Source organism: Novosphingobium sp. FW305-C-30-35, assembly GCF_058783135.1.
Window position 1 is genome coordinate 2321030 of sequence record NZ_JBYSYJ010000001.1, and the last position, 22889, is coordinate 2343918.

Annotated in this window: 24 protein-coding genes; 15 read left to right on the forward strand and 9 right to left on the reverse strand. The window is 64.7% G+C overall.

Features of this window, described 5'->3' with window-relative positions:
• The first annotated feature begins 61 nt into the window (after positions 1–61).
• Both AC3WLM_RS11480 and AC3WLM_RS11485 read left to right on the forward strand, forming a co-directional pair.
• Entirely contained in the window at positions 62–649 is a 588-nt protein-coding gene (locus tag AC3WLM_RS11480; protein WP_492477418.1) for an HD domain-containing protein, read from the forward strand.
• A 101-nt stretch (positions 650–750) separates the two neighbouring features.
• Positions 751–2334: a fatty acid--CoA ligase gene (locus AC3WLM_RS11485; protein ID WP_492477419.1), complete on the forward strand. Its 1584-nt coding sequence runs from the start codon at positions 751–753 to the stop codon at positions 2332–2334.
• A 61-nt stretch (positions 2335–2395) separates the two neighbouring features.
• On the opposite strand, the gene AC3WLM_RS11490 is transcribed toward AC3WLM_RS11485, so the two are convergent.
• Positions 2396–3052, reverse strand: a complete 657-nt coding sequence (locus tag AC3WLM_RS11490) for an alpha/beta hydrolase (protein ID WP_039337923.1) — start codon at positions 3050–3052, stop codon at positions 2396–2398.
• A gap of 126 nt (positions 3053–3178) precedes the next feature.
• Between AC3WLM_RS11490 and AC3WLM_RS11495 the strand changes: the two genes are divergently transcribed.
• From AC3WLM_RS11495 to AC3WLM_RS11520, 6 genes are all read left to right on the forward strand, one after another.
• Positions 3179–4234 carry a cysteine desulfurase family protein gene (locus AC3WLM_RS11495; protein WP_492477420.1) on the forward strand — a complete coding sequence of 352 codons (1056 nt, stop codon included), beginning with the start codon at positions 3179–3181 and terminating at the stop codon, positions 4232–4234.
• The gene (locus AC3WLM_RS11500; protein ID WP_492477421.1) at positions 4231–5313 is read left to right on the forward strand and encodes a cysteine desulfurase family protein; all 1083 of its coding nucleotides are present in this window, start codon (positions 4231–4233) and stop codon (positions 5311–5313) included. The genes AC3WLM_RS11495 and AC3WLM_RS11500 overlap by 4 nt, the downstream gene beginning before the upstream one ends.
• Before the next feature lie 2 nt (positions 5314–5315).
• The gene (locus AC3WLM_RS11505; RefSeq protein ID WP_193827700.1) at positions 5316–5648 is read left to right on the forward strand and encodes a 2Fe-2S iron-sulfur cluster-binding protein; all 333 of its coding nucleotides are present in this window, start codon (positions 5316–5318) and stop codon (positions 5646–5648) included.
• A 53-nt stretch (positions 5649–5701) separates the two neighbouring features.
• Positions 5702–6868 (forward strand): mechanosensitive ion channel family protein, encoded by a 1167-nt coding sequence (locus AC3WLM_RS11510; RefSeq protein ID WP_492477422.1) that lies wholly within the window; start codon positions 5702–5704, stop codon positions 6866–6868.
• 88 nt (positions 6869–6956) lie between these two features.
• Positions 6957–8114 carry an iron-containing alcohol dehydrogenase gene (locus tag AC3WLM_RS11515; RefSeq protein ID WP_492477423.1) on the forward strand — a complete coding sequence of 386 codons (1158 nt, stop codon included), beginning with the start codon at positions 6957–6959 and terminating at the stop codon, positions 8112–8114.
• A 136-nt stretch (positions 8115–8250) separates the two neighbouring features.
• Positions 8251–10380, forward strand: coding sequence for a malate synthase G (locus AC3WLM_RS11520; protein WP_492477424.1), 2130 nt, complete (start codon positions 8251–8253; stop codon positions 10378–10380).
• 31 nt (positions 10381–10411) lie between these two features.
• On the opposite strand, the gene rsmA is transcribed toward AC3WLM_RS11520, so the two are convergent.
• Genes rsmA through AC3WLM_RS11535 form a run of 3 tightly spaced genes read right to left on the reverse strand, consistent with a single transcriptional unit; the run spans position 10412 to position 12931 of the window.
• A complete protein-coding gene (rsmA, locus tag AC3WLM_RS11525) occupies positions 10412–11233 on the reverse strand; it encodes a 16S rRNA (adenine(1518)-N(6)/adenine(1519)-N(6))-dimethyltransferase RsmA (RefSeq protein ID WP_039337953.1) in 822 nt (273 codons plus the stop codon).
• Positions 11230–12231 carry a 4-hydroxythreonine-4-phosphate dehydrogenase PdxA gene (gene pdxA, locus AC3WLM_RS11530; protein ID WP_492477425.1) on the reverse strand — a complete coding sequence of 334 codons (1002 nt, stop codon included), beginning with the start codon at positions 12229–12231 and terminating at the stop codon, positions 11230–11232. Before pdxA ends, rsmA begins: the two co-directional genes overlap by 4 nt.
• 10 nt (positions 12232–12241) lie before the next feature.
• Positions 12242–12931: an HAD-IA family hydrolase gene (locus AC3WLM_RS11535; RefSeq protein WP_193827705.1), complete on the reverse strand. Its 690-nt coding sequence runs from the start codon at positions 12929–12931 to the stop codon at positions 12242–12244.
• A 61-nt stretch (positions 12932–12992) separates the two neighbouring features.
• Between AC3WLM_RS11535 and glmU the strand changes: the two genes are divergently transcribed.
• Entirely contained in the window at positions 12993–14354 is a 1362-nt protein-coding gene (gene glmU, locus AC3WLM_RS11540; protein ID WP_193827706.1) for a bifunctional UDP-N-acetylglucosamine diphosphorylase/glucosamine-1-phosphate N-acetyltransferase GlmU, read from the forward strand.
• Between the two features lie 27 nt (positions 14355–14381).
• Here the strand turns inward: glmU and AC3WLM_RS11545 are convergent, their stop codons facing one another.
• Positions 14382–14798 carry a DUF3597 domain-containing protein gene (locus AC3WLM_RS11545; RefSeq protein ID WP_039337930.1) on the reverse strand — a complete coding sequence of 139 codons (417 nt, stop codon included), beginning with the start codon at positions 14796–14798 and terminating at the stop codon, positions 14382–14384.
• Between the two features lie 98 nt (positions 14799–14896).
• Between AC3WLM_RS11545 and AC3WLM_RS11550 the strand changes: the two genes are divergently transcribed.
• The 3 genes from AC3WLM_RS11550 to glmS are packed head-to-tail and all read left to right on the forward strand — an operon-like array spanning position 14897 to position 17372.
• Positions 14897–15145: a ribbon-helix-helix protein, CopG family gene (locus tag AC3WLM_RS11550; protein ID WP_039337931.1), complete on the forward strand. Its 249-nt coding sequence runs from the start codon at positions 14897–14899 to the stop codon at positions 15143–15145.
• Between the two features lie 2 nt (positions 15146–15147).
• The gene (locus AC3WLM_RS11555; RefSeq protein ID WP_039337932.1) at positions 15148–15513 is read left to right on the forward strand and encodes a type II toxin-antitoxin system VapC family toxin; all 366 of its coding nucleotides are present in this window, start codon (positions 15148–15150) and stop codon (positions 15511–15513) included.
• 35 nt (positions 15514–15548) lie between these two features.
• Entirely contained in the window at positions 15549–17372 is a 1824-nt protein-coding gene (gene glmS, locus AC3WLM_RS11560) for a glutamine--fructose-6-phosphate transaminase (isomerizing) (RefSeq protein ID WP_492477426.1), read from the forward strand.
• 5 nt (positions 17373–17377) lie between these two features.
• Here the strand turns inward: glmS and AC3WLM_RS11565 are convergent, their stop codons facing one another.
• Both AC3WLM_RS11565 and AC3WLM_RS11570 read right to left on the reverse strand, forming a co-directional pair.
• Complete coding sequence (locus tag AC3WLM_RS11565) at positions 17378–17917, reverse strand: pseudouridine synthase (RefSeq protein WP_492477427.1); 540 nt, start codon at positions 17915–17917, stop codon at positions 17378–17380.
• Positions 17918–17926: 9 nt separating this feature from the next.
• Positions 17927–18601, reverse strand: a complete 675-nt coding sequence (locus AC3WLM_RS11570; RefSeq protein WP_492477428.1) for a glutathione S-transferase family protein — start codon at positions 18599–18601, stop codon at positions 17927–17929.
• A gap of 73 nt (positions 18602–18674) precedes the next feature.
• Here AC3WLM_RS11570 and AC3WLM_RS11575 point away from each other — a divergent pair, with 73 nt between their 5' ends.
• Positions 18675–19547, forward strand: a complete 873-nt coding sequence (locus AC3WLM_RS11575; RefSeq protein WP_492477429.1) for a MipA/OmpV family protein — start codon at positions 18675–18677, stop codon at positions 19545–19547.
• A gap of 72 nt (positions 19548–19619) precedes the next feature.
• On the opposite strand, the gene AC3WLM_RS11580 is transcribed toward AC3WLM_RS11575, so the two are convergent.
• Entirely contained in the window at positions 19620–19913 is a 294-nt protein-coding gene (locus AC3WLM_RS11580; RefSeq protein ID WP_052242786.1) for an usg protein, read from the reverse strand.
• Positions 19914–20064: 151 nt separating this feature from the next.
• A complete protein-coding gene (locus tag AC3WLM_RS11585; protein ID WP_039338587.1) occupies positions 20065–20706 on the reverse strand; it encodes a YqaA family protein in 642 nt (213 codons plus the stop codon).
• Positions 20707–20939: 233 nt separating this feature from the next.
• Here AC3WLM_RS11585 and AC3WLM_RS11590 point away from each other — a divergent pair, with 233 nt between their 5' ends.
• Complete coding sequence (locus AC3WLM_RS11590; RefSeq protein WP_492477430.1) at positions 20940–21467, forward strand: hypothetical protein; 528 nt, start codon at positions 20940–20942, stop codon at positions 21465–21467.
• Positions 21460–22797, forward strand: coding sequence for a DNA-packaging protein (locus AC3WLM_RS11595; RefSeq protein ID WP_492477431.1), 1338 nt, complete (start codon positions 21460–21462; stop codon positions 22795–22797). The genes AC3WLM_RS11590 and AC3WLM_RS11595 overlap by 8 nt, the downstream gene beginning before the upstream one ends.
• Positions 22798–22889 lie beyond the last annotated feature (92 nt).

The window sequence follows — 22889 nt, forward strand, 5'->3', positions numbered from 1 at the left end:
CGCGATAATCTCATCCGAAACGAGATGCGCCGCCAAGGCGCGCCGTGAGAGGATGATCGCCATGGACGACCTGCCTACCGCCAAGTTCCACACCATGACCGAAGGCACCCAGGAAGACTGGGACGCGATCATGACCCACATGCGGCCCTTTGCGCAGAGCGGCGGCGCGCGCGTGCTCGATCACTTGCGCCTGCTGGAGGGCGATTGCGGGGGCTTTGCGGTCGATCGGCTGACCCATTGCCTGCAGACCGCGACCCGTGCCCACCGCGACGGGCGGGACGAGGCTTATGTGGTGATGGCCGTGCTGCACGACATTGGCGACACGCTTGGTGCCTTCAACCACCCGGACGTTGCCGCTGCGATCCTCAAGCCGTTCGTTTCGGAAGAGCTGCTGTGGATCGTCCAGCACCACGGCATTTTCCAGGGCTACAACTTCTTCCACTTCATCGGCCTCGATCGCAACATGCGCGACAAGTTCGCCGATCACCCTTATGCTGCGGCGACGGCCGAGTTCATCGAGAAGTACGATTGCCCGGCGTTCGACCCGAGCTATGACACCTTGCCGCTCGAGTTCTTCGAGCCGATGGTCATGCGCCTCTTCGAACGGCCTTTGAACAGCGTGTACAAGAAAGCCATGGCGGAAGCCTGAGGCGGCCAGAAGCAAGGCGATACACTCTGTCACGATTGGTGGGCTTGCACCTTGCCTTAATTGCGTGATTAACTGCGCAAAATTGCTTGGGAGAGCAACACATGGCCGACGCCGCCGTGAAGCCGACGACAGCAGAGCGCACTGCCGACCTGTTCACCTTCGACGAATTCATTCGGTTCTGGGCAGCCGATCGACCTCAAGGCCTCGCGCTCGACGGACCCGATCGGACGCTGACCTATGGCAGCCTTGATTCCACGACGGCACAGGTGGTCGCGGGCCTTGTCGACCTTGGCATCGGCAAGGGAGACCGGATTGCCTGGTTCGGCAAGAACAGCACGCTCTATTTCACGTTGTTCTTCGCTGCTGCCCGCCTCGGCGCGGTCATGGTTCCGATCGGCTGGCGTCTTGCCCCGGCAGAGGCGACGTGGATTGCCAGCGATGCTCAGGCGAAAGCCGTGTTCCTCGGGGCCGGGTTCGAAGGACTGGCTGCGACATTTTCCGCGCTCCCTGCCGTGCGCATGGCGCTGACGCAGGACGAGGCGTGGCGCTGGATCGATGCGCAGCAGCCAATCGCCCATGAGGCCGCCGGGCCAGATGATGCGGTGCTGCAGCTCTATACCTCTGGCACGACCGGCAACCCCAAGGGGGCGGTGCTTTCCAATCGCAACCTGTTCGGCTTGCGCAAGCAATCGCTCGGGCAGGATCAGCCCTATACCCAGATGACGGACGACGAAGCGATCCTGGTTGCCATGCCGTGCGCCCATATCGGCGGCACCGGCCTTGGCGTCATGGCCATGGGGGCAGGGCTGCCGGGCATCATCCTTGCCGAGTTCGAGCCGCGTGCGGTGTTCGATGCGGTGGAGCAAAAGGGCGTGACGCGCTTCTTCATCGTGCCCGCTGCACTGCAGATGTTGCTCAATCACCCCGACTGCGCCAGCGTGGACTTTGCCCGCGTGAAGTACATCATCTATGGCGCATCACCGATCCCGCTGGTCTTGCTGCGCGAATGCATCGCCATGTTCAAGGCCGAGTTCATCCAGGCCTATGGCATGACCGAGACGACCGGCACGATCTGCATGCTCCCGCCCGAGGACCACTGCGTCGAGGGAAATCAGCGCATGCGGTCTGCCGGTAAGCCGCTGCCGGGTGTCGAAGTCCGGGTGGTCGGCGAAAACGGCGAGGCGTTGGGGCCGAACGAGATTGGCGAGATCCAGACGCGATCGTCAAACAACATGCTGGGGTACTGGAACCTGCCAGAGGCCACCGCGAAGACGATGACCCCCGACGGCTGGATTGCCACCGGCGACGCCGGCTACCTTGACGAGGACGGCTACGTCTACATGCACGACCGGATCAAGGACATGATCATTTCGGGCGGCGAGAATGTCTATCCGGCGCAGGTCGAAAGTGCGATCTATGGCCATCCCGATGTGCTGGAAGTGGCGGTGATCGGCGTGCCCGATGCGACATGGGGTGAAGCCGTGAAGGCGGTGTGCGTGCCAAAGCCTGGCCACGTGATCGATCCGCAATCGATCATCGACTGGACGCGGGAGCGCCTGGCCGGGTTCAAGGTGCCCAAGTCGGTCGATGTGATCGAGGCGCTGCCGCGCAATCCTTCAGGCAAGATCCTGTGTCGCACCTTGCGTGAGCCCTACTGGGCCGGCTTCGAACGCCAGGTGAATTGACAGGGTACTGGCCGATCAGGGGGCCGGCTGGGCGGCATTCCTACCAGCCGGCTCCAATGCATCAGCGGATCGGGCAATCCGGCGAGAGGCGCATGTCGAGGTAGTTGTCGACCGCGCGCATCATGTCATCCATCTCGTTCTCGAAGAAGTGATTGGCACGCGGGATTTCGTCGTGATGGATGGTGATGTGCTTCTGCGTGCGCAGCTTGTCGACCAGCTTCTGCACCGCGTTGGGCGTAACGACCGTATCCGCCGTGCCCTGCACGATGATGCCCGAGGCGGGGCATGGGGCAAGGAAGCTGAAATCGTACATGTTGGCGGGCGGCGCCACCGAGATGAAGCCGCGGATCTCCGGCCGGCGCATCAGCAACTGCATGCCGATCAGCGCGCCGAACGAATAGCCTGCGATCCAGGTGGTGCTGGCTTCGGGGTGGATCGACTGGACCCAATCGAGCGCGGCTGCGGCGTCGCTGAGTTCACCGATGCCGTTGTCAAAACTGCCTTGGCTGCGGCCGACGCCACGGAAGTTGAAGCGCAGCGTGGCAAAGCCGCGGGCCACGAAGGTCTTGTAGAGCGCCTGCGTGATGCGATCGTTCATCGTGCCGCCCGCCTGCGGGTGCGGGTGGAGGATCATCGCCACCGGTGCTCGGGGGCGGCTGGCGGGCTGGAAACGGCCTTCGAGGCGGCCTTCGGGGCCGGGGAAAATGACTGCGGGCATTGCCTGTCCGGTAATCCTGTGATCTGGCCCCATGAGGCACGGAATGCCGGGGCTGGGAATTAAGCTGATGGCTATATAGAAACCGAGCCTTCGAAAGCAATCTTTCCACGCATTCCGGGGCGAATCTTGCCGCTAAATCCGATCTATCTCGATCACGCCGCCACAACCCCGCTGCTGCCTGAGGCACTGGCGGCGATGGAGGAGGGCTGGCGCATCTGGGCCAACCCTTCTAGCCCCCATGCAGCGGGACGCGCGGCAAGGGCGGCGCTGGAGGATGCGCGGGCGCGGGTGAAGAAGGCGCTTGCCTGGGACGGCGAGGTGATCTTCACCAGCGGAGCAAGCGAGGCGCTGGAGATTGCCACGAAAAAAGTTTCCCTGGGGAAACATAACAGGAACATCGCGAGCGCGGTAGAGCATGAGGCGGTGTTGCGTCTGACGCCAGACGCTGTTCGCCTGGCCGTCGATGCGAATGGCCTGGTCCGCATTTCCGCCCTTGAGCAGGCGCTAAAGGAGGAAGGACCGGCGCTTCTGGCAGTCCAGCAGGTCAACAGCGAAACTGGAGTGATGCAGGATCTCGCGTCGCTGGCCGCGTTGGCAAAGTCCAGCAATGCGCTGATGCTGGTCGACGCGGCGCAGGGCGCAGGCAAGCTTCCGCTGCCCGAGGCCGACATGATCGCGGTTTCGGCGCACAAGTTTGGCGGACCGGTGGGCATCGGCGCGTTGCTGGTGCGCAGTTACGGCCTGCTGCACCCCGGCGGCGGCCAGGAGCGCGGCTATCGTGCAGGGACCGAGCCGATGCCGCTGGTGCTGGGCATGGCGGCAGCGCTGGAGGCCGGGAATCAATGGTTCAAGCGCGCTTCAGGTTTGCGGGAATCGCTTGAGAATCAACTGCTTGAAATCGGGGCGGAAATTGTCGCGAAAGATTCCCCGCGCAGCCCGACGATTGCCGCCTATCGCATGCCTGGCAAATCCAGCGCGGCGCAATTGATCCGGTTCGATGGCGCAGGGATCGCCGTTTCTGCCGGGAGCGCATGTTCGTCCGGCTCGTTGAAGGCGAGCCACGTGCTGACGGCGATGGGCTATGCCCATCCGGGCGAGGTCATCCGCGTGTCCATCGGACGCGAGACGACCGAGGCCGAGATTGCCCGGTTCGTCGAGGTGTGGAAGGAGATCCGGGGGTGATCTACCTCGATTATCAGGCGACCACGCCGCTGGCCCCCGAAGCGCGCGCGGCGATGATGCCGTGGCTGGCGGGGCCAGAAGGCATGGGATTCGCCAATCCGCATAGTCCTCACCGTGCAGGGCGTGCCGCCGCAGCCGCGGTCGAGGTTGCGCGCGAGCAGGTGGCGGCGCTGCTCCCGCCCGGCGGGCGCGTGGTCTTAACCTCGGGCGCGACCGAGGCGATCAACCTGGCTCTGGCTGGATGCGGACGCCAGCGGCTTGCGGTGAGCGCCATTGAACACGCGGCGGTGCTGGATACGGCGCGGGTTCTGGACCCCGCTGTGGCGGTGCTGCCAGTCGATGGCATGGGTCTGGTCGATCCTGAGGTGGCGATCCCCGAGGACACGGGCCTTGTTGCGGTGATGCAGGTCAACAACGAGATCGGCACGATCCAGCCGATCGAAGCGCTGGCCCGACGGGCACGCGACATGGGGGCGCTGTTCCTGTGCGATGCGGTGCAGGGGGGCGGCAAGATCGCCGCTCCGCAAGGGACTGACCTGATCGCGGTGTCCTCGCACAAGCTCTATGGCCCCAAAGGCATCGGCGCGCTGTGGGTGCGTGACGGGGTGGAGCTTGCGCCCCTGATCCATGGCGGGGGGCAGGAGGGCGGCTTGCGTTCGGGCACGCTCTCGCCAGCGCTCTGCGCGGGATTTGGCGCTGCGGCGGCCCTGTGCACAAGTCTGTCGGAAACCGACCGGCTTCATGTTGAAAAGCTGTGGGCGAAGGCTTTGTCTCTGTTCGAGGGATGGATTCTGAACGGGAGCGCCACCGAGCGCTGGCATGGCAATCTCAACCTGCGATTGCCGGGGCTGGACGTGGCGAGACTGTTGTCGGAATGCCGCACGATCGCAATTTCAGCGGGATCGGCCTGTGCCAGCGGGTCGGGCAGGCCAAGCCATGTCTTGCGCGCGCTCGGACTTTCGGACAGGGATAGCAGAACCGCGATCCGCATCGGTTTCGGACGCTATACGGGGGATGATGAACTGGAAAAGGCTGCCGAGGCGATCAACGCCGCGGCGCGCGCGCAGGGAGTCTTGTAACCATGGTCAGCGTCACCTTCGTCACCGCAAAGGGTGAAAAGATCGCCGCAGAAGGCGAAGCGGGGACGCGACTTCTGGAACTGGGGCAAGCCAAGGGCATGCCGCTTGAGGGCACCTGCGAGGGCCAGATGGCCTGCTCCACCTGCCATGTGGTCATCGATGCCGACTGGTTCGCCAAGCTACCACCCGCGGTGGATGACGAAGAGGACATGCTGGATCTGGCTGCCGGGGTAACGCGGACGAGCCGCCTGTCCTGCCAGATCGAACTTACCGAGGAACTAGATGGGCTGGTCGTGCATATACCGGCCGAAGCGCGGGACATGCAGGGGCGCTGAAAGAAAGACGGGAACGGATAGCGGGACCAGCCTTTGATTAGGGCATGATGTCCATGTCTCAGGCTTTGCCGCTTACTCTGCCCGCCAGTCCACAAGTCCTGTTTGCCGAGACTAGCGGCTGGATCACCGAAAACTGGCTGCGCATTTCCATTGCCATCGGCATTGCCGTGGTCGTGACTATCGTGCTGCTGGCGATCAGGAATCTCGGGCGTAAGTTCTGCCCCGAAGGTGAAGCACTGGTTGGCTGGCAAACCATCATCGGTCGCATGGCAGGCCGCACCCGGTTCTGGTTCATCGTGCTGGTGGCTGCCGAGGCAGTGGCGAGTTACGCGCAACCGCCGGTCTGGCTGGACAAGACGATCAGCTTTCTTTTCACCATCGGACTTACGTTCCAGGGGGCGCTTTGGGTACGCGAGCTGACCATCGGTCTGATCGAGCATCGCGCTGGAGAGGCCCAGCATGCGAACGGTGCCTTGACCTCGGCGCTCAACATCCTGCGGGCGCTGGTGACATTTCTGGTCTTCGCAATCGCCTTTGTCCTGATCCTGGGTAACCTTGGCGTGAATGTCGCAGGGCTGGTTGCGGGCCTTGGCATCGGTGGCATTGCCATCGGCCTGGCGGCCCAGGGCATCTTCTCCGACCTTTTTGCCGGCATTTCGATCCTCTTTGACCGTCCTTTCAAAGTGGGAGAAGTGATCAGCTGGGGCGGCAATATCGGCACTGTCGAGGTCATCGGCATGCGCACGACTCGTGTAAGGCTGGTGAGCGGCGAACTGTTGGTGGTGTCGAACAAGAATCTGCTCGACAAGGAGATCAACAACCTCACGATCCGGAACCACATCCGTTTGAGCTTCACCATCGGTGTCGCCTACGAGACCCCGCCCGAGGTGCTGGCGCGGCTTCCCGCGATGCTGAAGGCGCTGGGCGAGGCTGAAGGTGCGAAGGTTGCGCGGTCGGGCTTCGAGGCGTTCGGGGCCAGCTCGCTTGATTTCACCTTGATCCTCGACGTGCCGGGTGCTGACTGGAGCGTAGCGCATCCTTTGCGGGATCGCTTGCTGGTGGCCATCGTGGAGCGATTTGCCGCCGAGGGTATCAACATACCCTATCCCACGCAGACGACATACACTGCGGCGCCGGACGGGACGTTGATAATGCCCTATCCCGATGGAGCGGTCATCCCCGTAAAGGCACCGATGCCCGAAGCGGTCACTCGGAACTGAGCGTTAACTGCCTGACCGGATGCTTTTGCCAGCTTGCCGTCCGCCGCGATTTGCGGTCGGATAGGCAGGCTTTGGCAAGAGGACAGGCATGGCGGCGATCAATCTTCCACGGATCATCAGGGTAGGCGCAGGCGCACTGGCCGAATTGCCGGAAGCGCTTGCCCAGTGCGGGGTGTCGCGACCGTTCATCGTGACCGACGCATTTCTCGTGAGCAGCGGGATGGTGGCGACGTTGCTTGCCGTGCTCGAAGAAGCCGGAATCGATGCCATTGTCTTCGCCGATACGGTGCCCGATCCGACCGTGGCGGTGGTTGAAGCTGCGCTGGAGTCCCTGCGTGCTGCCGATTGCGATTGCGTTATCGGCTTCGGCGGCGGCAGCCCGATCGATACGGCAAAGGCCATTGCCGCACTGGCGGTGGAGCCGAGGCCGGTCCAGTCGATGAAGACTCCGGCAACGACGGACGTGCCCGGCCTGCCGATCATCGCCGTGCCTACCACGGCTGGGACCGGATCGGAGGCAACGAAGTTCACCATCGTCACCGATGAGGCCAGCAGCGAGAAAATGCTTTGCGCTGGCCTTGCTTTTCTGCCGACCGTGGCGATCGTCGATTTCGAACTGACCATGGGCAAGCCCGCGCGGCTGACAGCCGATACCGGCATCGATTCGCTTACCCATGCGATCGAGGCTTACGTCTCGAAAAAGGCCAATGCCTTCAGCGATGCCATGGCGCTTTCGGCGATGAAGCTGATCGCGCCCGCTATTCGCACTGCCTGTAACGAGCCGGGCAACCGGGCAGCGCGCGAGGCGATGATGGTGGGGGCGCATCATGCGGGGATCGCATTCTCCAACGCCAGCGTGGCGCTGGTTCATGGCATGAGCCGACCGGTGGGCGCGTTCTTTCATGTGCCGCACGGGCTTTCCAACGCCATGCTGCTGCCTGCGGTGACGGCCTTCTCCGCGCCAGCCGCGCTTGCGCGCTATGCCGATTGCGCGCGGGCGATGGGCGTCGCCAGTGCGGACGAGGGCGATCAGGCGGCGGTGGCGCGGCTGCTGGAGGAACTGGCAGCATTGAACGCTGACCTGTCCGTGCCATCCCCGCGTTCTCACGGTATCAGCGAGGCGCGGTGGTTCGAGGTGGTGCCGGAAATGGCGCGGCAGGCGCTGGCTTCGGGATCACCCGGCAACAACCCGCGCGTGCCCGATGCGGCGGAGATCGAGCGGCTCTATGCAGAGGCATTCGGCTGAGGCACGACTTTCGCATGATTGCAATGCAATGTCGGATCATGCATAGGCTTTAGCCGTTCCTCCCCAGGTTCATCGGATTCGGCTTTTCGCAAGATTTGCGGGGCGCCGCTTATGTGAGCGTATGGACATGGGTGAAATGAACGGACGTATCGAACGCAGCGGCCTGAAGGTCGACGCTAACCTCGCCAGCTTCATCGACAATGACGTGCTCGGGCCACTTGGGCTTGACGCGGGCGCATTCTGGCAGGGCTTTGCCGCGCTGGTCGGCCATTTCGCCCCGGTAAATCGCATGCTCCTCGACAAGCGCGATGCGCTGCAGGCGCTGATTGATTCGTGGCACCGCGAGCGCAAGGGCAAGCCGATCGATCCGGCCGAGTATCGCGCGTTCCTGACCGAGATCGGCTATCTTGTGGCAGAGCCTGAGGATTTCGTGATCGGCACGCAGAACGTCGACCGCGAGATTGCCTGCATGGCAGGGCCGCAGCTGGTCGTGCCGGTTCTGAATGACCGGTTCGTGCTCAATGCGGCGAATGCGCGCTGGGGTAGTCTCTACGATGCCTGGTACGGCACCGACGCGCTCGATGCGGCCCCGGCCCGGCCGGGCGGCTATGACAAGGAACGCGGCGCGGCGGTGGTCCGCGCAGGCCGCGCGTTCCTTGACCTGACATTCCCGCTGGACGGCATGAGCTGGACCGAATGGGACGGGGCGAGCAGCCTGCCGTTGTGCGATGAGATGCAGTTTGCCGGCACGAAACCCGGTGGCATTCTACTGTGCAACAACGGTTTGCATGTCGAAATCGTGCTGGACCGGACGCACCCGGTGGGCATGGATGACAAGGCGGGCATTGCCGATATCGTCATGGAAGCGGCGCTGACCAGCATTGTCGACCTCGAGGATTCGGTCGCTGCAGTCGACGCCGAAGACAAGCTGCTGGCCTATCGCAACTGGCTCGGCCTGATGCGCGGCGATCTCGAGGCGAGATTCAGCAAGGGCGGCAAGACCATGACCCGCGCGCTTGAGCCGGACCGCGAGTGGACTTCGGCCAAGGGAGAGGCGATCACGCTGCCGGGGCGCAGCCTGCTGTTCGTGCGCAATGTCGGCCACCTGATGACCAATCCGGCGATCCTGCTCCAGGACGGCAGCGAGATACCGGAAGGCATCATGGACGCTGTGATCACGTCGGCGATTGGCATGCACGACCTCAAGGAGCTGGGCCGCCACCGCAACAGCCGCACCGGCAGCATCTATATCGTCAAGCCCAAGATGCACGGGCCTGAAGAAGTCGCCTTCACCAATGACCTGTTCAACGCGGTCGAGGACCTGCTCGGGCTGGAACGCCACACCGTGAAGGTTGGCGTGATGGACGAGGAGCGGCGCACGTCTGCCAATCTCGCCGCCTGCATCGAGAAGGTTCGCGACCGCATCGTGTTCATCAATACCGGCTTCCTCGACCGCACCGGCGACGAGATCCACACCTCGATGCAGGCGGGGGCGATGATCCGGAAAGGGGCCATCAAGGGATCTGGCTGGATCGCGGCTTACGAAAAGCGCAACGTCTGCATCGGTCTGGCCCACAGGCTTTCGGGCAAGGCGCAGATCGGCAAGGGCATGTGGGCCGCGCCCGACATGATGCACGACATGATGCAACAGAAGATCGCGCATCCCCGCACCGGGGCGAACACAGCCTGGGTGCCTTCGCCCACGGCGGCAACGCTGCACGCGATGCACTATCATCAGGTCGATGTGTTCGGGGTTCAGCGCGACGTTGCGCAGGAAGCGACACCGGGTCTGGACGCGCTTCTCGCCATTCCGCTGGCCGATGGTGCCAACTGGTCGGAAGAGGAAGTGCGCGAGGAACTGGACAACAACGCGCAAGGCCTGCTCGGCTATGTCGTGCGCTGGATCGATCAGGGCGTCGGCTGCTCCAAGGTGCCGGACATCAATGACATCGGGCTGATGGAGGACCGCGCGACCTTGCGGATTTCCAGCCAGCACATGGCCAACTGGCTGCTGCACGGCGTGGCCACCAACGAACAGGTCATGGACAGCCTAAAGCGCATGGCAGCCAAGGTCGATGCGCAGAACGCGGGCGATCCGCTCTACGAGCCGATGGCCGGAAATTGGGAAGAAAGCTTTGCCTTCCGTGCGGCCTGCGATCTGGTGTTCAACGGGGTGGAGCAGCCCAACGGCTATACCGAGCCTTTGTTGCATGCATGGCGCCTGAAGAAGAAGGCCGCTTTGGCGAAGGTCGCCGAGCCGGCCTGAACTTGAAGGGGGCGGGCCTGCGGGTCCGCCCTTACTTCGTCAGCACGCGGGCGATGGAGACGAATTCCTCCACGCTCAACGTCTCGGCCCGGCGCTGTGCGTCGATGCCGAGCGCTTCGAGCGCGTCCAGCGCGCCGGGCAGGCCCTTCAGGGACTGGCGCAACATCTTGCGGCGCTGGCCAAAGGCGGCTTCCGTCACGCGCTCCAGCATGCGGGCGGAGACGCCTTCGGGCATCGTGCCGGGCTCGACATGGACGATCGCCGACATGACCTTGGGCGGCGGAGTGAAGGCACTGCGGTGAACCTTCATCGCTATGCGCGGGGACGCGCGCCACTGTGCCAGCACGGCAAGGCGGCCATAGGCATCCGTGCCGGGCGCGGCGACGATGCGCTCCGCCACTTCCAGCTGGAACATCAGCGTCAACGACTTCCACTGCGGCGGCCAGTCTTGCCCGGATAGCCAGCCGGTGAACAGCTGCGTGCCGACGTTGTAGGGCAGGTTCGCCGCGACGTGCCACGGACCTTCAAACAGCGTTGCCGGATCGATCCTTGTGGCATCGCCCTGAATCACGGTCAGCTGGCCGGGAAAGGCATCGGACAGTTCGGCAAGCGCAGGCATGCAGCGCTTGTCCATTTCGATCGCGGTGACGTTTGCGCCTGCCCGCAGCAGGGCGCGGGTCAGGCCGCCGGGGCCGGGACCGACTTCGAGAACATTCTCGCCCTTGAGCTTGCCCGGGACGCGCGCGATGCGATCGAGCAACTGCTCGTCGAACAGGAAGTTCTGGCCGAGCGCCTTGGTGGCGAAGAGGCCGTGGCGATTGATGACGTCGCGTAGAGGGGGGAGGTCGGTCATGCCGAAGCCCTCCGCGCGGCACATTCGCCCGCCATGCGCAGCGCTGCGATAGTGGGGCCGACGCGCGCCTTGCCCGTGCCGGCGATGGCGAAGGCGGTGCCGTGATCGGGCGAGGTGCGGATGATCGGCAGGCCGAGCGTCACGTTCACGCCAGCATCGAAATCCAGCGCCTTCATCGGGATCAGCGCCTGATCGTGGTACATGCAGATGGCCACGTCATAGCTCTCGCGCGCTTCGGCGTGGAACATGGTATCCGGCGGGAGCGGTCCGAAGGCGTTGATCCCGGCGTCACGAAGCATGGCCACGGCGGGAGCGACGACCTGCGTGTCCTCATGGCCCATGCGCCCGTCCTCGCCCGCGTGGGGGTTTAGCCCGGCGACCGCGAGGCGCGGGGCGGTGAGGCCGTAGTCGCGCGTCAGGGCCGCAGCGGTGATCGCGGCGCGGGTGCGGATCAGTTCGGCGGTGAGCATGTCCGGCACCAGCCGCAGTGCCACGTGGACGGTGATCGGCACGACCTTGAGGCTCGGCCCGGCGAGCATCATCACCGCGTTCTCGGCCGTCACGCCGCAGGCTTGCGCCACGAATTCAGTCTGCCCCGGGTGATCGAAACCGACCCTCGCCAAGCGGCTCTTGGCGATGGGGCCAGTGACCAGCGCCGATGCCGCGCCCGAGCGGACGAGGCCGGTGGCAGTGGCAAGCGCATTCAGGGCAAGGCTGGCGCCCGCGTCGTCAGGCTCGCCCGGAGTGTAGCGCAGATCGGCAAGGTCCAGCACCGGCAGCGCGCCGTCAAAGCATTCCGCCACTTCATCGGGCGCCTTGACCGTGCAGACCGGCACCAAGATGCCACGCCGTCGCGCCGCTTCCTCGATAACTCGGGCCGAGCCGACGACGAAGAACGGGGGCAAGCCTTCGCTATCGCGCAACGCCCACGCGGCGGCGGCAAGTTCCGGGCCGACGCCTGCCGGATCGCCGATGGTAAGGGCTAGGGGAGCGGTCATCCGGGAAAGCCTAGACGCTCTGCGCGACGCTGGCGAGACGCTCCAGCGTCGGCACCAGCTCATCATAATGATCGATTACGGCATCGGCGCCAAGGTCGTCAGCCGGAAGGTCGTTGAAGCCGAAGCGGACGGCGACGACCGGCATTTGCGCGGCCTTGGCGGCGCCCACGTCGAAGGTGGTATCGCCGACGAAAGCTGCAGGGCCTCCGCCACAGCGCGCGACCATTTCGTGCAGCATGTCGGGCTTGGGCTTCGACCGATGGCGACCCAGCGTATCGCCGCCGATCACGCAGGCGAAGCGGTGGAGCAGGCCCAGTTCCTCGAATAGCCTGACCGCCAGGCCTTCAGCCTTGTTGGTGGCGATGGCGATCTTCACGCCGCGCGCGTCGAGTTCGTCCATCATCGCTGCGCCACCGGGAAAAAGTTCGGTGTGATGGGCGATGTTGTGGCCGTAGAATTCAATCAGGCTCGCCTGCAGGCCGGGGAAGGCGTCCTCGTCCACTCCGCCCGATTCCGTCAGCGCCGAACGCAGCATCTGCGCCGCGCCGCCGCCGATGTGGCGCTTCGTTTCTTCCAGCGGCACAGGTGGCCTGCCTGCGAGGGCCAGCGCGTGATTGAGCGCGACGCCGAGATCGCGGCTGGTATCGAGCAGCGTGCCGTCGAGATCGAATCCGACGATTGCATAAGGAAAATCCGCCATGGTGCGCCCAAGTGGCGCGCTGTTCTGGAAAGCGCAAGATTTGTCTGGCAAGGGTGCGGCCATGACTGAACAGACCCCCCTCGCCATTATCGTCCTCGCCGCCGGAAAAGGCACCCGCATGAAGAGCGACCTGCACAAGGTGCTGCATCCGATCGCGGGCAGGCCGATGGTAGGGCACCTGATGGCGAGCGCTGCGGAGCTCTCGCCGCAGCGTCAGGTGGTGGTGGCAGGGCACGGGCGCGAGCAGCTGGAAAAGGCGCTCGGCGGATCTGCGACGATTGCCGTGCAGGACCCGCAGCTGGGCACAGCGCACGCCGTGCAGCAGGCCGAGGGCGCGCTCGCCGGATTTGAGGGCGATGTGCTGATTCTCTATGGCGACGTGCCGTTTGTGCGCGCCGAGACGATGCGGGCGATGATCGCGCGATTGCATGAAAATGATGCGCCAGCCGCGGTCGTGCTGGGCTTCGCGCCCGCCGATACCCTGCAATACGGACGCGTGATTGCTGAAGATGGGCGGATCGTGAAGATGGTCGAGCACAAGGACGCGACCGACGAGGAGCGTGCCTGCCGCGTGTGCAATTCGGGCCTCATGGCGGTGCGCAGCGCGGACCTGTTCGGCCTGCTCGCCCGCGTCGGCAACGACAATGCCCAAGGCGAATACTACCTGCCCGACGTGGTCAACATCGCGATTGCCGATGGCCGGACTTGTGCCGTGGTCGTCACCGACGATGCCGATGAAGTGGCCGGGATCAACAGCCGCGCGGAGCTTGCCGAAGCCGAAGGCCGCTGGCAGCTGCGCCGCCGGGCGCAGGCCATGGCCGATGGCGCAACGCTGATCGCGCCCGAAACCGTGTGGTTTTCGTGGGACACCGTGCTTGGCCGCGATGTGACGGTAGAGCCCAACGTGTTCTTCGGCCCCGGCGTGACCGTGGCCGATGGCGTGACGATCCACGCCTTTTGCCATCTCGAAGGCGCGACGCTCTCGCCCGGCGTCCACATCGGTCCCTATGCCCGCCTGCGGCCTGGTGCGAAGCTGGAGGAGGACGTCAAGGTCGGCAACTTCGTCGAGGTCAAGAACACGGTCATGCACCGCGGCGCCAAGGCCAGCCACCTCACCTACCTCGGCGATGCCGAAGTGGGTGCCGAGGCGAACATCGGCGCAGGCACGATCACCTGCAACTATGACGGCTACTTCAAGTACAAGACCACTATCGGCGAGCGTGCCTTCATCGGCTCGAACTCGGCGCTGATCGCCCCCGTGAAGATCGGCGCGGACGCCATCGTCGCGGCAGGCAGCGCAGTGTCACGTGACGTGGCTGACGGCGAGCTGCGGATGGTGCGGGCCGAACAGCTGGTGAAACCGGGCTGGGCCGACCGCTTCCACGATGCGATGAAGAAGAAGAAGGCCGAAAAGCGGGGGTAAGGGACGCACCCTTACCCTCACGCACATTCAATCCAGCATCGCCGCCGGCACCTTGCCGCCGTTCTGCGCCAGCTTGCGCATGGTTGCCTTGTGCAGCCAGATGTTCATTTCGGCCGAACCGTCGAGGGCGCCGGTGTAGCCCAGTTCCTGGGCGAGTTCCTTGCGGTTGGCAAGGCTGGAATCGATGCCGAGCAGCTTCATCAGGTCGACGATCGAGCTGCGCCAGTTGAGGTCCTTGCCCTGCGCCATTTCGGCAAGATTGGCTTCGACGTCAAACTGCGAAACGGGGGCTGCGGTTGCCGTTGGTGCGGGCGCCGGCGCCGGCGTCGATGGCGAAGGGGCAGCAGGGGTTGCGGTGGGCGCGGGTTTTGGCGTCTGGCCGGTCTGGGTCGGGCGCGTGCCCTTCCACGAGATGGCGTCCATGATCTTGCTGAAAATGCTCATCGGGTGCTCCTGCGATGGGTTTCCACAGGCAACCGGCGAGGGCAGGGATGCGTTCCTCAGGACTTGACGATAGCACGATATCATATCATGATATCACCATGACTCGTATCCTCGCCGATATCCCGGATGAAGACATTGCCGCGCTTGATGCGCGTGCCAGCGAACAGGGCAAGTCGCGGGCCGCGCTCGTGCGCGAGGCGGTGAAGCTTTTTCTCGTGCAGAGCGATACGAGCAACGACTGGATTGACCGCTATGCCGGGTTGTGGGCCCATCGCACCGATATCGGCGACAGCGTCGAATATCAGCGCGCCATGCGCGAGGATCGCCGACCTTACGAAGACATCTGACCGTGTCGGCACCGTTTTTCGACACCAACATCGTGATCGACTGGCTGCGGCGGATGCCCCATGCCACGCAGGAGATCGCGCGATATCGCAGCCACCGCATCAGCAGGATCGTATGGACCGAAGTGATGGCCGGTGAAGCACTGGAAAGGCGCGATCTGGTGCGTGAAGCCTTGAGCCATTTCGATTGCGTGGAAATCGATGCGCGGATCGCCACTGCAGCAGCCGATATCCGCTATCGCAGCCGGATGAAGCTGATGGATGCCTATATCCTGGCTACTGCACAGGTTAACGGGGCCATTCTGATTACACGAAATACCAAGGATTTTCCGGCAACCATGCCCGGCATCCGCGTGCCTTATACGCTCTAAGCGCCACAACACTCTAAACGAAAGCCCATCCCCAAATGTGCGGAATCATCGGAATCGTCGGCAAGGAACAGGTGGCAGACCGGCTGGTCGATGGCCTGCGGCGGATGGAATATCGCGGCTATGACTCGGCGGGCATCTGCACTGTCGAAGGCGGTCAGCTCGTGCGGCGGCGGGCCGAGGGCAAGCTCAATAATCTTGTGGCGGAACTGGCGCGCAATCCGGCCTCGGGCCTGATCGGCATCGCCCACACCCGCTGGGCAACGCATGGCGCGCCGACGACCAGCAATGCGCACCCCCATGCCACGGGTGAAGTCGCGCTGGTCCACAACGGCATCATCGAAAACTTCAAGCCGCTGCGCGAAGCGCTGATCGCGCGCGGCCGCACGTTCGAAAGCGAGACCGATACCGAAGTCGTCGCCCACCTCGTGTCCGAACAGGTCGAGGCGGGGCTTTCGCCGCAGGACGCGGTCAAGGCCGTGCTGCCGACCTTGCGCGGGGCCTTCGCCCTTGCCATCGCCTTCCGGACCCATGACGACATGCTGATCGGTGCGCGTCTCGGTTCGCCGCTGGTGGTGGGCTATGGCGAGGGAGAGACCTATCTTGGATCGGACGCGCTGGCGCTCGCCCCGCTGACGCAGCGGATCACCTATCTCGAGGAGGGCGACTGGGTGGTCATCACCCGCGATGGCGCGCAGATCTTCGATGCCGAAAACAATCCGGTCGAGCGTCCCATCGTCGCCTCGGGCGCAACCGCAGCTGCGATCGAGAAGGGCAACTACCGCCACTTCATGCAGAAGGAGATCTTCGAGCAGCCGGTGGTGGTGGCACAAACGCTGCGCTCCTACCTGCGCCGGGTGGAGCAGACCGTGGCGCTGCCGCAGATCGACTTCGATCTCGCCAGCATCAACCGCGTGACCATCGTCGCCTGCGGAACGAGTTTCTACGCCGGGATGGTCGCAAAGTACTGGTTCGAACAGTTCGCGCGGCTGCCGGTGGACATCGATGTGGCATCGGAATTCCGTTACCGCGATCCCGTGCTCGAGCCGGGCGGCCTTGCCCTGTTCATCTCGCAGAGCGGTGAGACGGCAGACACGCTGGCGGCGCTGCGGCATTGCAAGGCCGCGGGGCAGACCATCGCCGTCGTCGTCAACGTGCCGACGAGTTCGATGGCCCGCGAGGCGGACCTGCTGCTGCCGACCCATGCCGGGCCGGAAATCGGCGTAGCCTCGACCAAGGCCTTCACCTGTCAGCTCGCCGTGCTGGCGGCGCTCGCGGCGCACCTTGCGGTCAAGCGCGGGCGGCTCAGCCGTGAGGAAGAGGCCGAGATCGTCGAGCAGCTGGTCGAGACTCCGGCCTGCCTCAACGCTGCGCTTGCCCACGACGAGGAGATTGCCGGCATGGCGCACCTGATCGCGCCTGCGCGCGACGTGCTCTATCTTGGCCGTGGGCCGGATTATCCGCTGGCGCTGGAAGGAGCGCTGAAGCTCAAGGAAATCAGCTACATCCACGCAGAGGGCTATGCCAGCGGCGAGATGAAGCACGGCCCCATCGCGCTGATCGACGAGGCTGTGCCGGTGATCGTGCTGGCGCCTTCCGGACCGCTCTTCGAAAAGACCGTCAGCAACATGCAGGAAGTGCGTGCCCGCGGCGGCAAGGTCGTGCTGATCTCGGACGCCGAAGGCATTGCCGAAGCGGGCGAGGGGTGCCTGGCCACCATCGAGATGCCCAAGGTCCACCCGCTGATCGCGCCGCTGGTCTATGCGGTGCCGGTGCAGTTGCTCGCCTACCATGTCGCCGTGGCCAAGGGCACTGACGTCGATCAGCCGCGCAACTTGGCGAAGTCGGTCACCGTAGAGTAACCGCTTTAGAGCGCTCGCCATTCTCCGGGCGCAATCCCGTCGAGTGTCCAGTCGCCGATCTGCCAGCGGACGAGGCGCAGTGTCGGGTGGCCGACGGCGGCGGTCATGCGGCGGACCTGGCGGTTGCGACCTTCGCGGATCGTGAGGCGCAACCAGCTGTGGGGGATCGATTTTCTCACGCGGATCGGCGGATCGCGGGGCCAGAGCGCCGGGTCGTCGATCCGCTCCGCCCTGGCGGGTAGGGTGGGGCCGTCCTTGAGCGTGACCCCCTTGCACAGCGCCTGCAGTGCGGCCTCGTCGGGCTCGCCTTCCACCTGAACGAGATAGGTTTTTGGCAGCTTGTGGCGCGGGTCGGCGATGCGGGACTGGAGGTGGCCGTCGTCGGTCAGGAGCAGCAGGCCTTCGCTGTCATGGTCAAGCCGGCCGGCCGGGTAAACGCCCGGGAAGTCTATGAAATCCGCGAGCGTGGGCCGGGGCGGGCCAGTGCGTTCGGGAGAGAACTGGCAGAGCACGCCGAAGGGCTTGTTGAACGCAATGAGGGCCATCCGCCGCGCTTAGGCGCTTGATTCCTGGGCGGCAATCGCGCGTTTCCAACTCTCGCGGGCAGAAAGCGAACTCCAGCGGTCGCGCAGCGAACTCGGCACGAACTCTTCGAGGCCGACCGACAGCGCGAGCATGATCGCATAGCCAACCGAGATGTCGGCCATGGTGAACCGTCCGGCAGCGACGAATTCCTCACCCATCATGCCTTCCGCATTGCGCAATCGCGAGCCGAACCATTCGGCGTAGTCGCGCGCGATTTCGGGGCGGCGCTCTCCGGGCTTGGCGAAGACCTGGTAGCGCAGGTGGATGGTCTGCGGGAAGGTGAGCGTCGCCTCGCCCATGACGAGGAAGTTGAGGTAGGCGGCGTAGCCTTCCTCGTGCGGGGCGACGGCGAGGTCCGTCGGGCCGTACTTCGTGGCGAGGTAGTGCGGGATCGCGACGCTTTCGGTCATTCTCACATCGCCATCGATCAGGACCGGAATCGTGCCCAAGGGGTTGATTTCGTGCATGCCTTCATGCCGGTGGCGCGGCGGGAAGGGGAGGGTGTGGAGCCGGTAGGGCAGGCCCATTTCCTCAAGCGCCCAGAGCGCGCGGAAGGAGCGGGCGTTCTTGCAGTGGTAGAGCGTGAGCATGGCGCGAGGATTGCGGGACAGCGTGCGCAGCACAAGGGCAAGTTTTCGACACATTGCCGCAAAGTGCTGGTCGTGAAGGCAATCCATAGGACACGACGGGTCGTTACTTACACTGAGGAGAATAAGGATGCGTGTCATTCGGGCGATGGTGCCTACTGCCCTCGGGCTTTCCCTGGCGAATCTGGCCCTGCCGCATCCGGCATTGGCGCAGACAGCGCCTTCGGCCACTGCACCTGTGCGCCCGGCGGGGCCGCCGATGGCACCCCAAGGGTGGACGATGACCGTGGGCGTGGCGCCGGTGTTCGGGATGGCCTGGGCCGGATCGAAGGACACCGCACTGTCGATCTTCCCGGACCTGCGGATCAACTACAAGGACACGCTGTTCCTTTCGGTGCAGGATGGCCTCGGCTGGAACGCGGTGAACCGCGATGGCTGGAAGGCAGGGCCGATCGTGCGGACCCGCTTCGGGCGGAACGATGACGATGGCGGATCGCCGTTCCTGATTGCCGGGGGCAGCGATGCCCTGCGCGGGATGGGCGACGTGGACATTGCCGGGGAGGCCGGCGGCTTTGTCGAGAAGCGGCTGGGCGCGAAGAAGCAATGGCGCCTGCGGGCCGAGGTCCGGCAGGGCTTTGGCGGGCACGAGGGCGTGGTGGGCGACGTGCTGGCGCAGTATTCCGGGCGCTGGGGCAAGGTGATCTATGCAGTGGGGCCGCGCGCGACCTTTGCCAGCAGCGATTTCATGCAGACCTATTACGGGGTGGATGGGGCCCAGGCGGCGCGCACGGGCCTGGCGATTTCGCGGCCCGATGGCGGGCTGGTTTCCTACGGGTTGGGCGCCAGCCTGATCCGGCCGCTCAGTCCGAAGCGGGCGGTGGCGGTGTTTGCCGGCGTGGACCGGCTGGGCGGCGAGCCTGCGGCGAGTTCGCTGATCCGGGAGCGCGGGCAGCGCACGCAGTTTTCGGTCGGTCTGGGGTATTCCTACCGGTTTGGGCTTTAATATTCGGGGGTTGCGCCTTTGCCCACCCCCAACCCCTCCCGCAGGCGGGAGGGGAGAATAATGGGCTGACGATCAGTTGATGGAAATGACGCCATCGACGGCGCGCCATTCCTGCGGGCCAATCAGGTGATTGTGGGCGATGCGGACCGAGTGGAGGGCAGCCTCGATTTCGCGCCGCCAGTGATCGAGGAAGCCGTGGAGGCGCGGGAATCGGGGGGCGAGATCGTATTGCTGGAAGGCGAACATCTGCAGCAGGCTGGGGTGGTCCGGCAGGTAATAGTGGATCTGGATGGTGGTGAGGCCGTAGCCTTCCATCTGCAGCCGGATATCCTCCCCAAGGGTGTTGGCGCCTATCACACGTCCCATGCTCTTCCTTCCTTCGATTCGGAAGGAGCACCGGCCTGAAAGGAGCGCGATGCTCCGACCCATGCAAAAGTCGCAAAGACAGTTTCAGTTGTGACGAAAAATCCTGAAGATGCGGTGAACCGTCAAGAGGCGCAAAAAGCGTATTCCACAATCAGGATGCGGTAACGGGCGCGATCTGTTCGCACTTGGCCTTGGTATCCGACGTGCCGCCGCCGCCGAGCATTGTCGCGGCGATGAAGCCACCGACGACAAGCAGGACGAAGCCGACGGTGACAAGGCCGAGGTACTTGTCGATGAAGCGCTTGATCGGCGCACCGAACAGGCGGAACAGCACGCCGACGATCATGAAGCTGATCGAGCGGCTGACGATGCTGGCAAGGATGAACGGCACCAGCGGCATGGCGATGAAGCCGGCGGTGATCGTCAGCAGCTTGAACGGGATGGGCGTGGCGCCCTTGATCATGATGATCTCGACCCCGTATTCGCGCAGGTAGCACGCTGCCTTGGGGAAGCTTTCGGTCAGGTGCAGCGCGGCCAGGAGCTGGGTGCCGACAGTGTCATAGAGGCCATAGCCGATTGCGTAGCCGAGCAGACCGCCGAGAACCGAGGCGATCGTGGCAACAGCGGCGAAGCGCACGGCCTTCCTGGGTTCAGCCAGACACATCAGGCCGAGCAGCGGGTGCGGCGGGATCGGGAAGAAGCTTGCCTCCATGAACGCGAACAGCGCGAGCCACCATTCGGCATGGGGGTGCGCGGCCTTGGCCATGGTCCAATCGTAAAGGCGGCGGAGCATCGGGATCCTGTTCGTTGTTGCGGTTGTGCGGATAGGGGAGGCGGGGACGGAGTGCCAGAGCTTCTTGTGGTTTGGTTATGTCGAAGGGCGAAGATAACCTTATTGGAACTTTTTGATTGACTTTCCCGGCCAATTGAGTACATAACAAGAACATCGCGAGGCCGAATCGTTCTGACAGCGGGAACGGCGGGCGGTGGCGTCAGAAAAGCTCAATTCCGAAAGGGATGGTCCGCATGGCCAAGCCGAAAGTGCAGCCGGGTGCCGATGAGTCATGTGCGGAGACCGCATGCGCAGACGTTCCTGATACGGAACTGGCACCTGCGCAACCGGTGAAGGCGAAGAAGAGCAACAGGCCCTGGCGACCGGTGTTTCTGGCCGTGCTGGCCGAAACGTCGAACGTGACGGCGGCGGCAGCGGCGGCGGACATTCCGGCCTCGCGGGCCTACAAGGACAAGCGCGACGACAGCGAATTTGCCGCCAGATGGCGCGAGGCCCTGTGCGAGGGTTACGACCTGCTGGAGATCGAAGTGCTGCATCGCCTGCGCTTTGGCGAGCCGAAGGATGGTGCGAAGTTCGACAATGCAACTGCTCTGCGCCTGCTTTCGCAGCATCGCGAGACCGTGGCGCGCGAGCGGGCGATCCGCGACAATGCCGACGTCGAAGCCGTGCGCCAATCGCTCCATGCCAAGCTGCTGCAGATCCGCGAGGAAGTGCAGAAGCAGCGCCAGGCTGCGGCCATGGACGTGAGCGCGCATGGCTGAGCGGGCTTTGCTGGACTGGCTGTCCGATGCAAGCCCCGAGCGCATCGCCGCTTTCGTCGAAGGCCTGGACGACAAGGAGATTATCGAGTGGCCGTTCGACTGGCGGACCTGGGCGCGGGAAAACCAGCTTGCGCCGGACGACGACTGGCGGGTGTGGCTGGTCATGGCCGGGCGCGGGTTCGGCAAGACCCGGCTGGGTGCGGAATGGGTGCGCGGCGTGGCCGAGAACGATCCGGAGGCGCGGATCGCGCTGATCGGATCGTCGCTCCACGAAGCGCGCAGCGTGATGGTGGAAGGCGAGAGCGGGTTGCTTTCGATCGGGGCGCCATGGCGGCGGCCGACCTATGAAAGTTCGGTCCGGCGCCTGACCTGGCCGAACGGGGCACAGGCGTTCCTCTATTCGGCGGGCGAACCGGAAACCTTGCGCGGGCCGCAGCACAGCCATGCCTGGTGCGACGAGATTGCCAAGTGGGACAACATGTCGAACCGGGCGCTTTCGACCTGGGACAACCTGCTGATGGGGCTGCGGCTGGGGAGCGATCCCAGACTGGTGGCGACAACCACGCCGCGGCCGGTGCCGCTGGTGGCGCGGGTCATGGGTGGCCAGAACTCGGACAGGCGTGAAGACGTGGTGGTGACGCGGGGCACGACCTTCGACAACGCCGCGAACCTGCCCGAGCGCTTCCTTGAGGCGATGCGCAAGATCTTTGGCGGGACCATGCTGGGCCGGCAGGAGCTGCTGGGCGAGATGATCGAGGATCTGGTGGGCGCGCTGTGGAGCCGCCGCCTGATCGAAGAGAGCCGCGAAGACGCAGCGCCGCCGTGCACGCGGATCGTGATCGGAGTGGACCCTCCGGCGAGCGCGCATGGCGATGCCTGCGGGATCGTGGTGTGCGGCATCGGGGATGACCGGATCGCCCGGGTGCTGGCCGACTGTTCGGTGGAACAGGCCAGTCCCGAGCGCTGGGCCCGCGCCGTCGTCAATGCCGCGCAGGCCTGGTCGGCTGACCGGGTGGTGGCCGAGGCGAACCAGGGTGGCGAGATGGTGAGCGCGGTGCTGCGTGCGGCACAGGCGAGCCTGCCCCTGCGCCTTGTCCATGCAAGCCGGGGCAAGGCGGCGCGGGCCGAGCCGGTGGCGGCGCTCTATGAAGCGGGGCGGGTGCGCCATGCCGGAATGTTCGCAAGGCTGGAGGACGAGTTGTGCGGAATGATGCCGGGCGGCGAATACCAGGGGCCGGGGCGATCTCCAGACCGGGCGGATGCCTGTGTCTGGGCGCTGACCGAGCTGATGCTGGGGCAACAGGCGGAGCCGCGCATCTGGTTTGATTGAAGGTTTTGGTGGTGCTGCTTGCCCACCCCACCCCCTCGCGCTTGCGGGAGGGGAGAAGAGAAGTGCGCCTTGCTGGGCGGTCATTCAGTTCA

Coding starts and splice junctions, on each gene's coding strand:
- AC3WLM_RS11480 (WP_492477418.1), top strand. CDS start 62: ATGGACGACCTGCCTACCGCCAAGTTCCACACCATGACCGAAGGCACC.
- AC3WLM_RS11485 (WP_492477419.1), top strand. CDS start 751: ATGGCCGACGCCGCCGTGAAGCCGACGACAGCAGAGCGCACTGCCGAC.
- AC3WLM_RS11490 (WP_039337923.1), bottom strand. CDS start 3,052: ATGCCCGCAGTCATTTTCCCCGGCCCCGAAGGCCGCCTCGAAGGCCGT.
- AC3WLM_RS11505 (WP_193827700.1), top strand. CDS start 5,316: ATGGTCAGCGTCACCTTCGTCACCGCAAAGGGTGAAAAGATCGCCGCA.
- AC3WLM_RS11510 (WP_492477422.1), top strand. CDS start 5,702: ATGTCTCAGGCTTTGCCGCTTACTCTGCCCGCCAGTCCACAAGTCCTG.
- AC3WLM_RS11515 (WP_492477423.1), top strand. CDS start 6,957: ATGGCGGCGATCAATCTTCCACGGATCATCAGGGTAGGCGCAGGCGCA.
- AC3WLM_RS11520 (WP_492477424.1), top strand. CDS start 8,251: ATGAACGGACGTATCGAACGCAGCGGCCTGAAGGTCGACGCTAACCTC.
- rsmA (WP_039337953.1), bottom strand. CDS start 11,233: ATGACCGACCTCCCCCCTCTACGCGACGTCATCAATCGCCACGGCCTC.
- pdxA (WP_492477425.1), bottom strand. CDS start 12,231: ATGACCGCTCCCCTAGCCCTTACCATCGGCGATCCGGCAGGCGTCGGC.
- AC3WLM_RS11535 (WP_193827705.1), bottom strand. CDS start 12,931: ATGGCGGATTTTCCTTATGCAATCGTCGGATTCGATCTCGACGGCACG.
- glmU (WP_193827706.1), top strand. CDS start 12,993: ATGACTGAACAGACCCCCCTCGCCATTATCGTCCTCGCCGCCGGAAAA.
- AC3WLM_RS11545 (WP_039337930.1), bottom strand. CDS start 14,798: ATGAGCATTTTCAGCAAGATCATGGACGCCATCTCGTGGAAGGGCACG.
- AC3WLM_RS11550 (WP_039337931.1), top strand. CDS start 14,897: ATGACTCGTATCCTCGCCGATATCCCGGATGAAGACATTGCCGCGCTT.
- glmS (WP_492477426.1), top strand. CDS start 15,549: ATGTGCGGAATCATCGGAATCGTCGGCAAGGAACAGGTGGCAGACCGG.
- AC3WLM_RS11565 (WP_492477427.1), bottom strand. CDS start 17,917: ATGGCCCTCATTGCGTTCAACAAGCCCTTCGGCGTGCTCTGCCAGTTC.
- AC3WLM_RS11570 (WP_492477428.1), bottom strand. CDS start 18,601: ATGTGTCGAAAACTTGCCCTTGTGCTGCGCACGCTGTCCCGCAATCCT.
- AC3WLM_RS11575 (WP_492477429.1), top strand. CDS start 18,675: ATGCGTGTCATTCGGGCGATGGTGCCTACTGCCCTCGGGCTTTCCCTG.
- AC3WLM_RS11580 (WP_052242786.1), bottom strand. CDS start 19,913: ATGGGACGTGTGATAGGCGCCAACACCCTTGGGGAGGATATCCGGCTG.
- AC3WLM_RS11585 (WP_039338587.1), bottom strand. CDS start 20,706: ATGCTCCGCCGCCTTTACGATTGGACCATGGCCAAGGCCGCGCACCCC.
- AC3WLM_RS11590 (WP_492477430.1), top strand. CDS start 20,940: ATGGCCAAGCCGAAAGTGCAGCCGGGTGCCGATGAGTCATGTGCGGAG.
- AC3WLM_RS11595 (WP_492477431.1), top strand. CDS start 21,460: ATGGCTGAGCGGGCTTTGCTGGACTGGCTGTCCGATGCAAGCCCCGAG.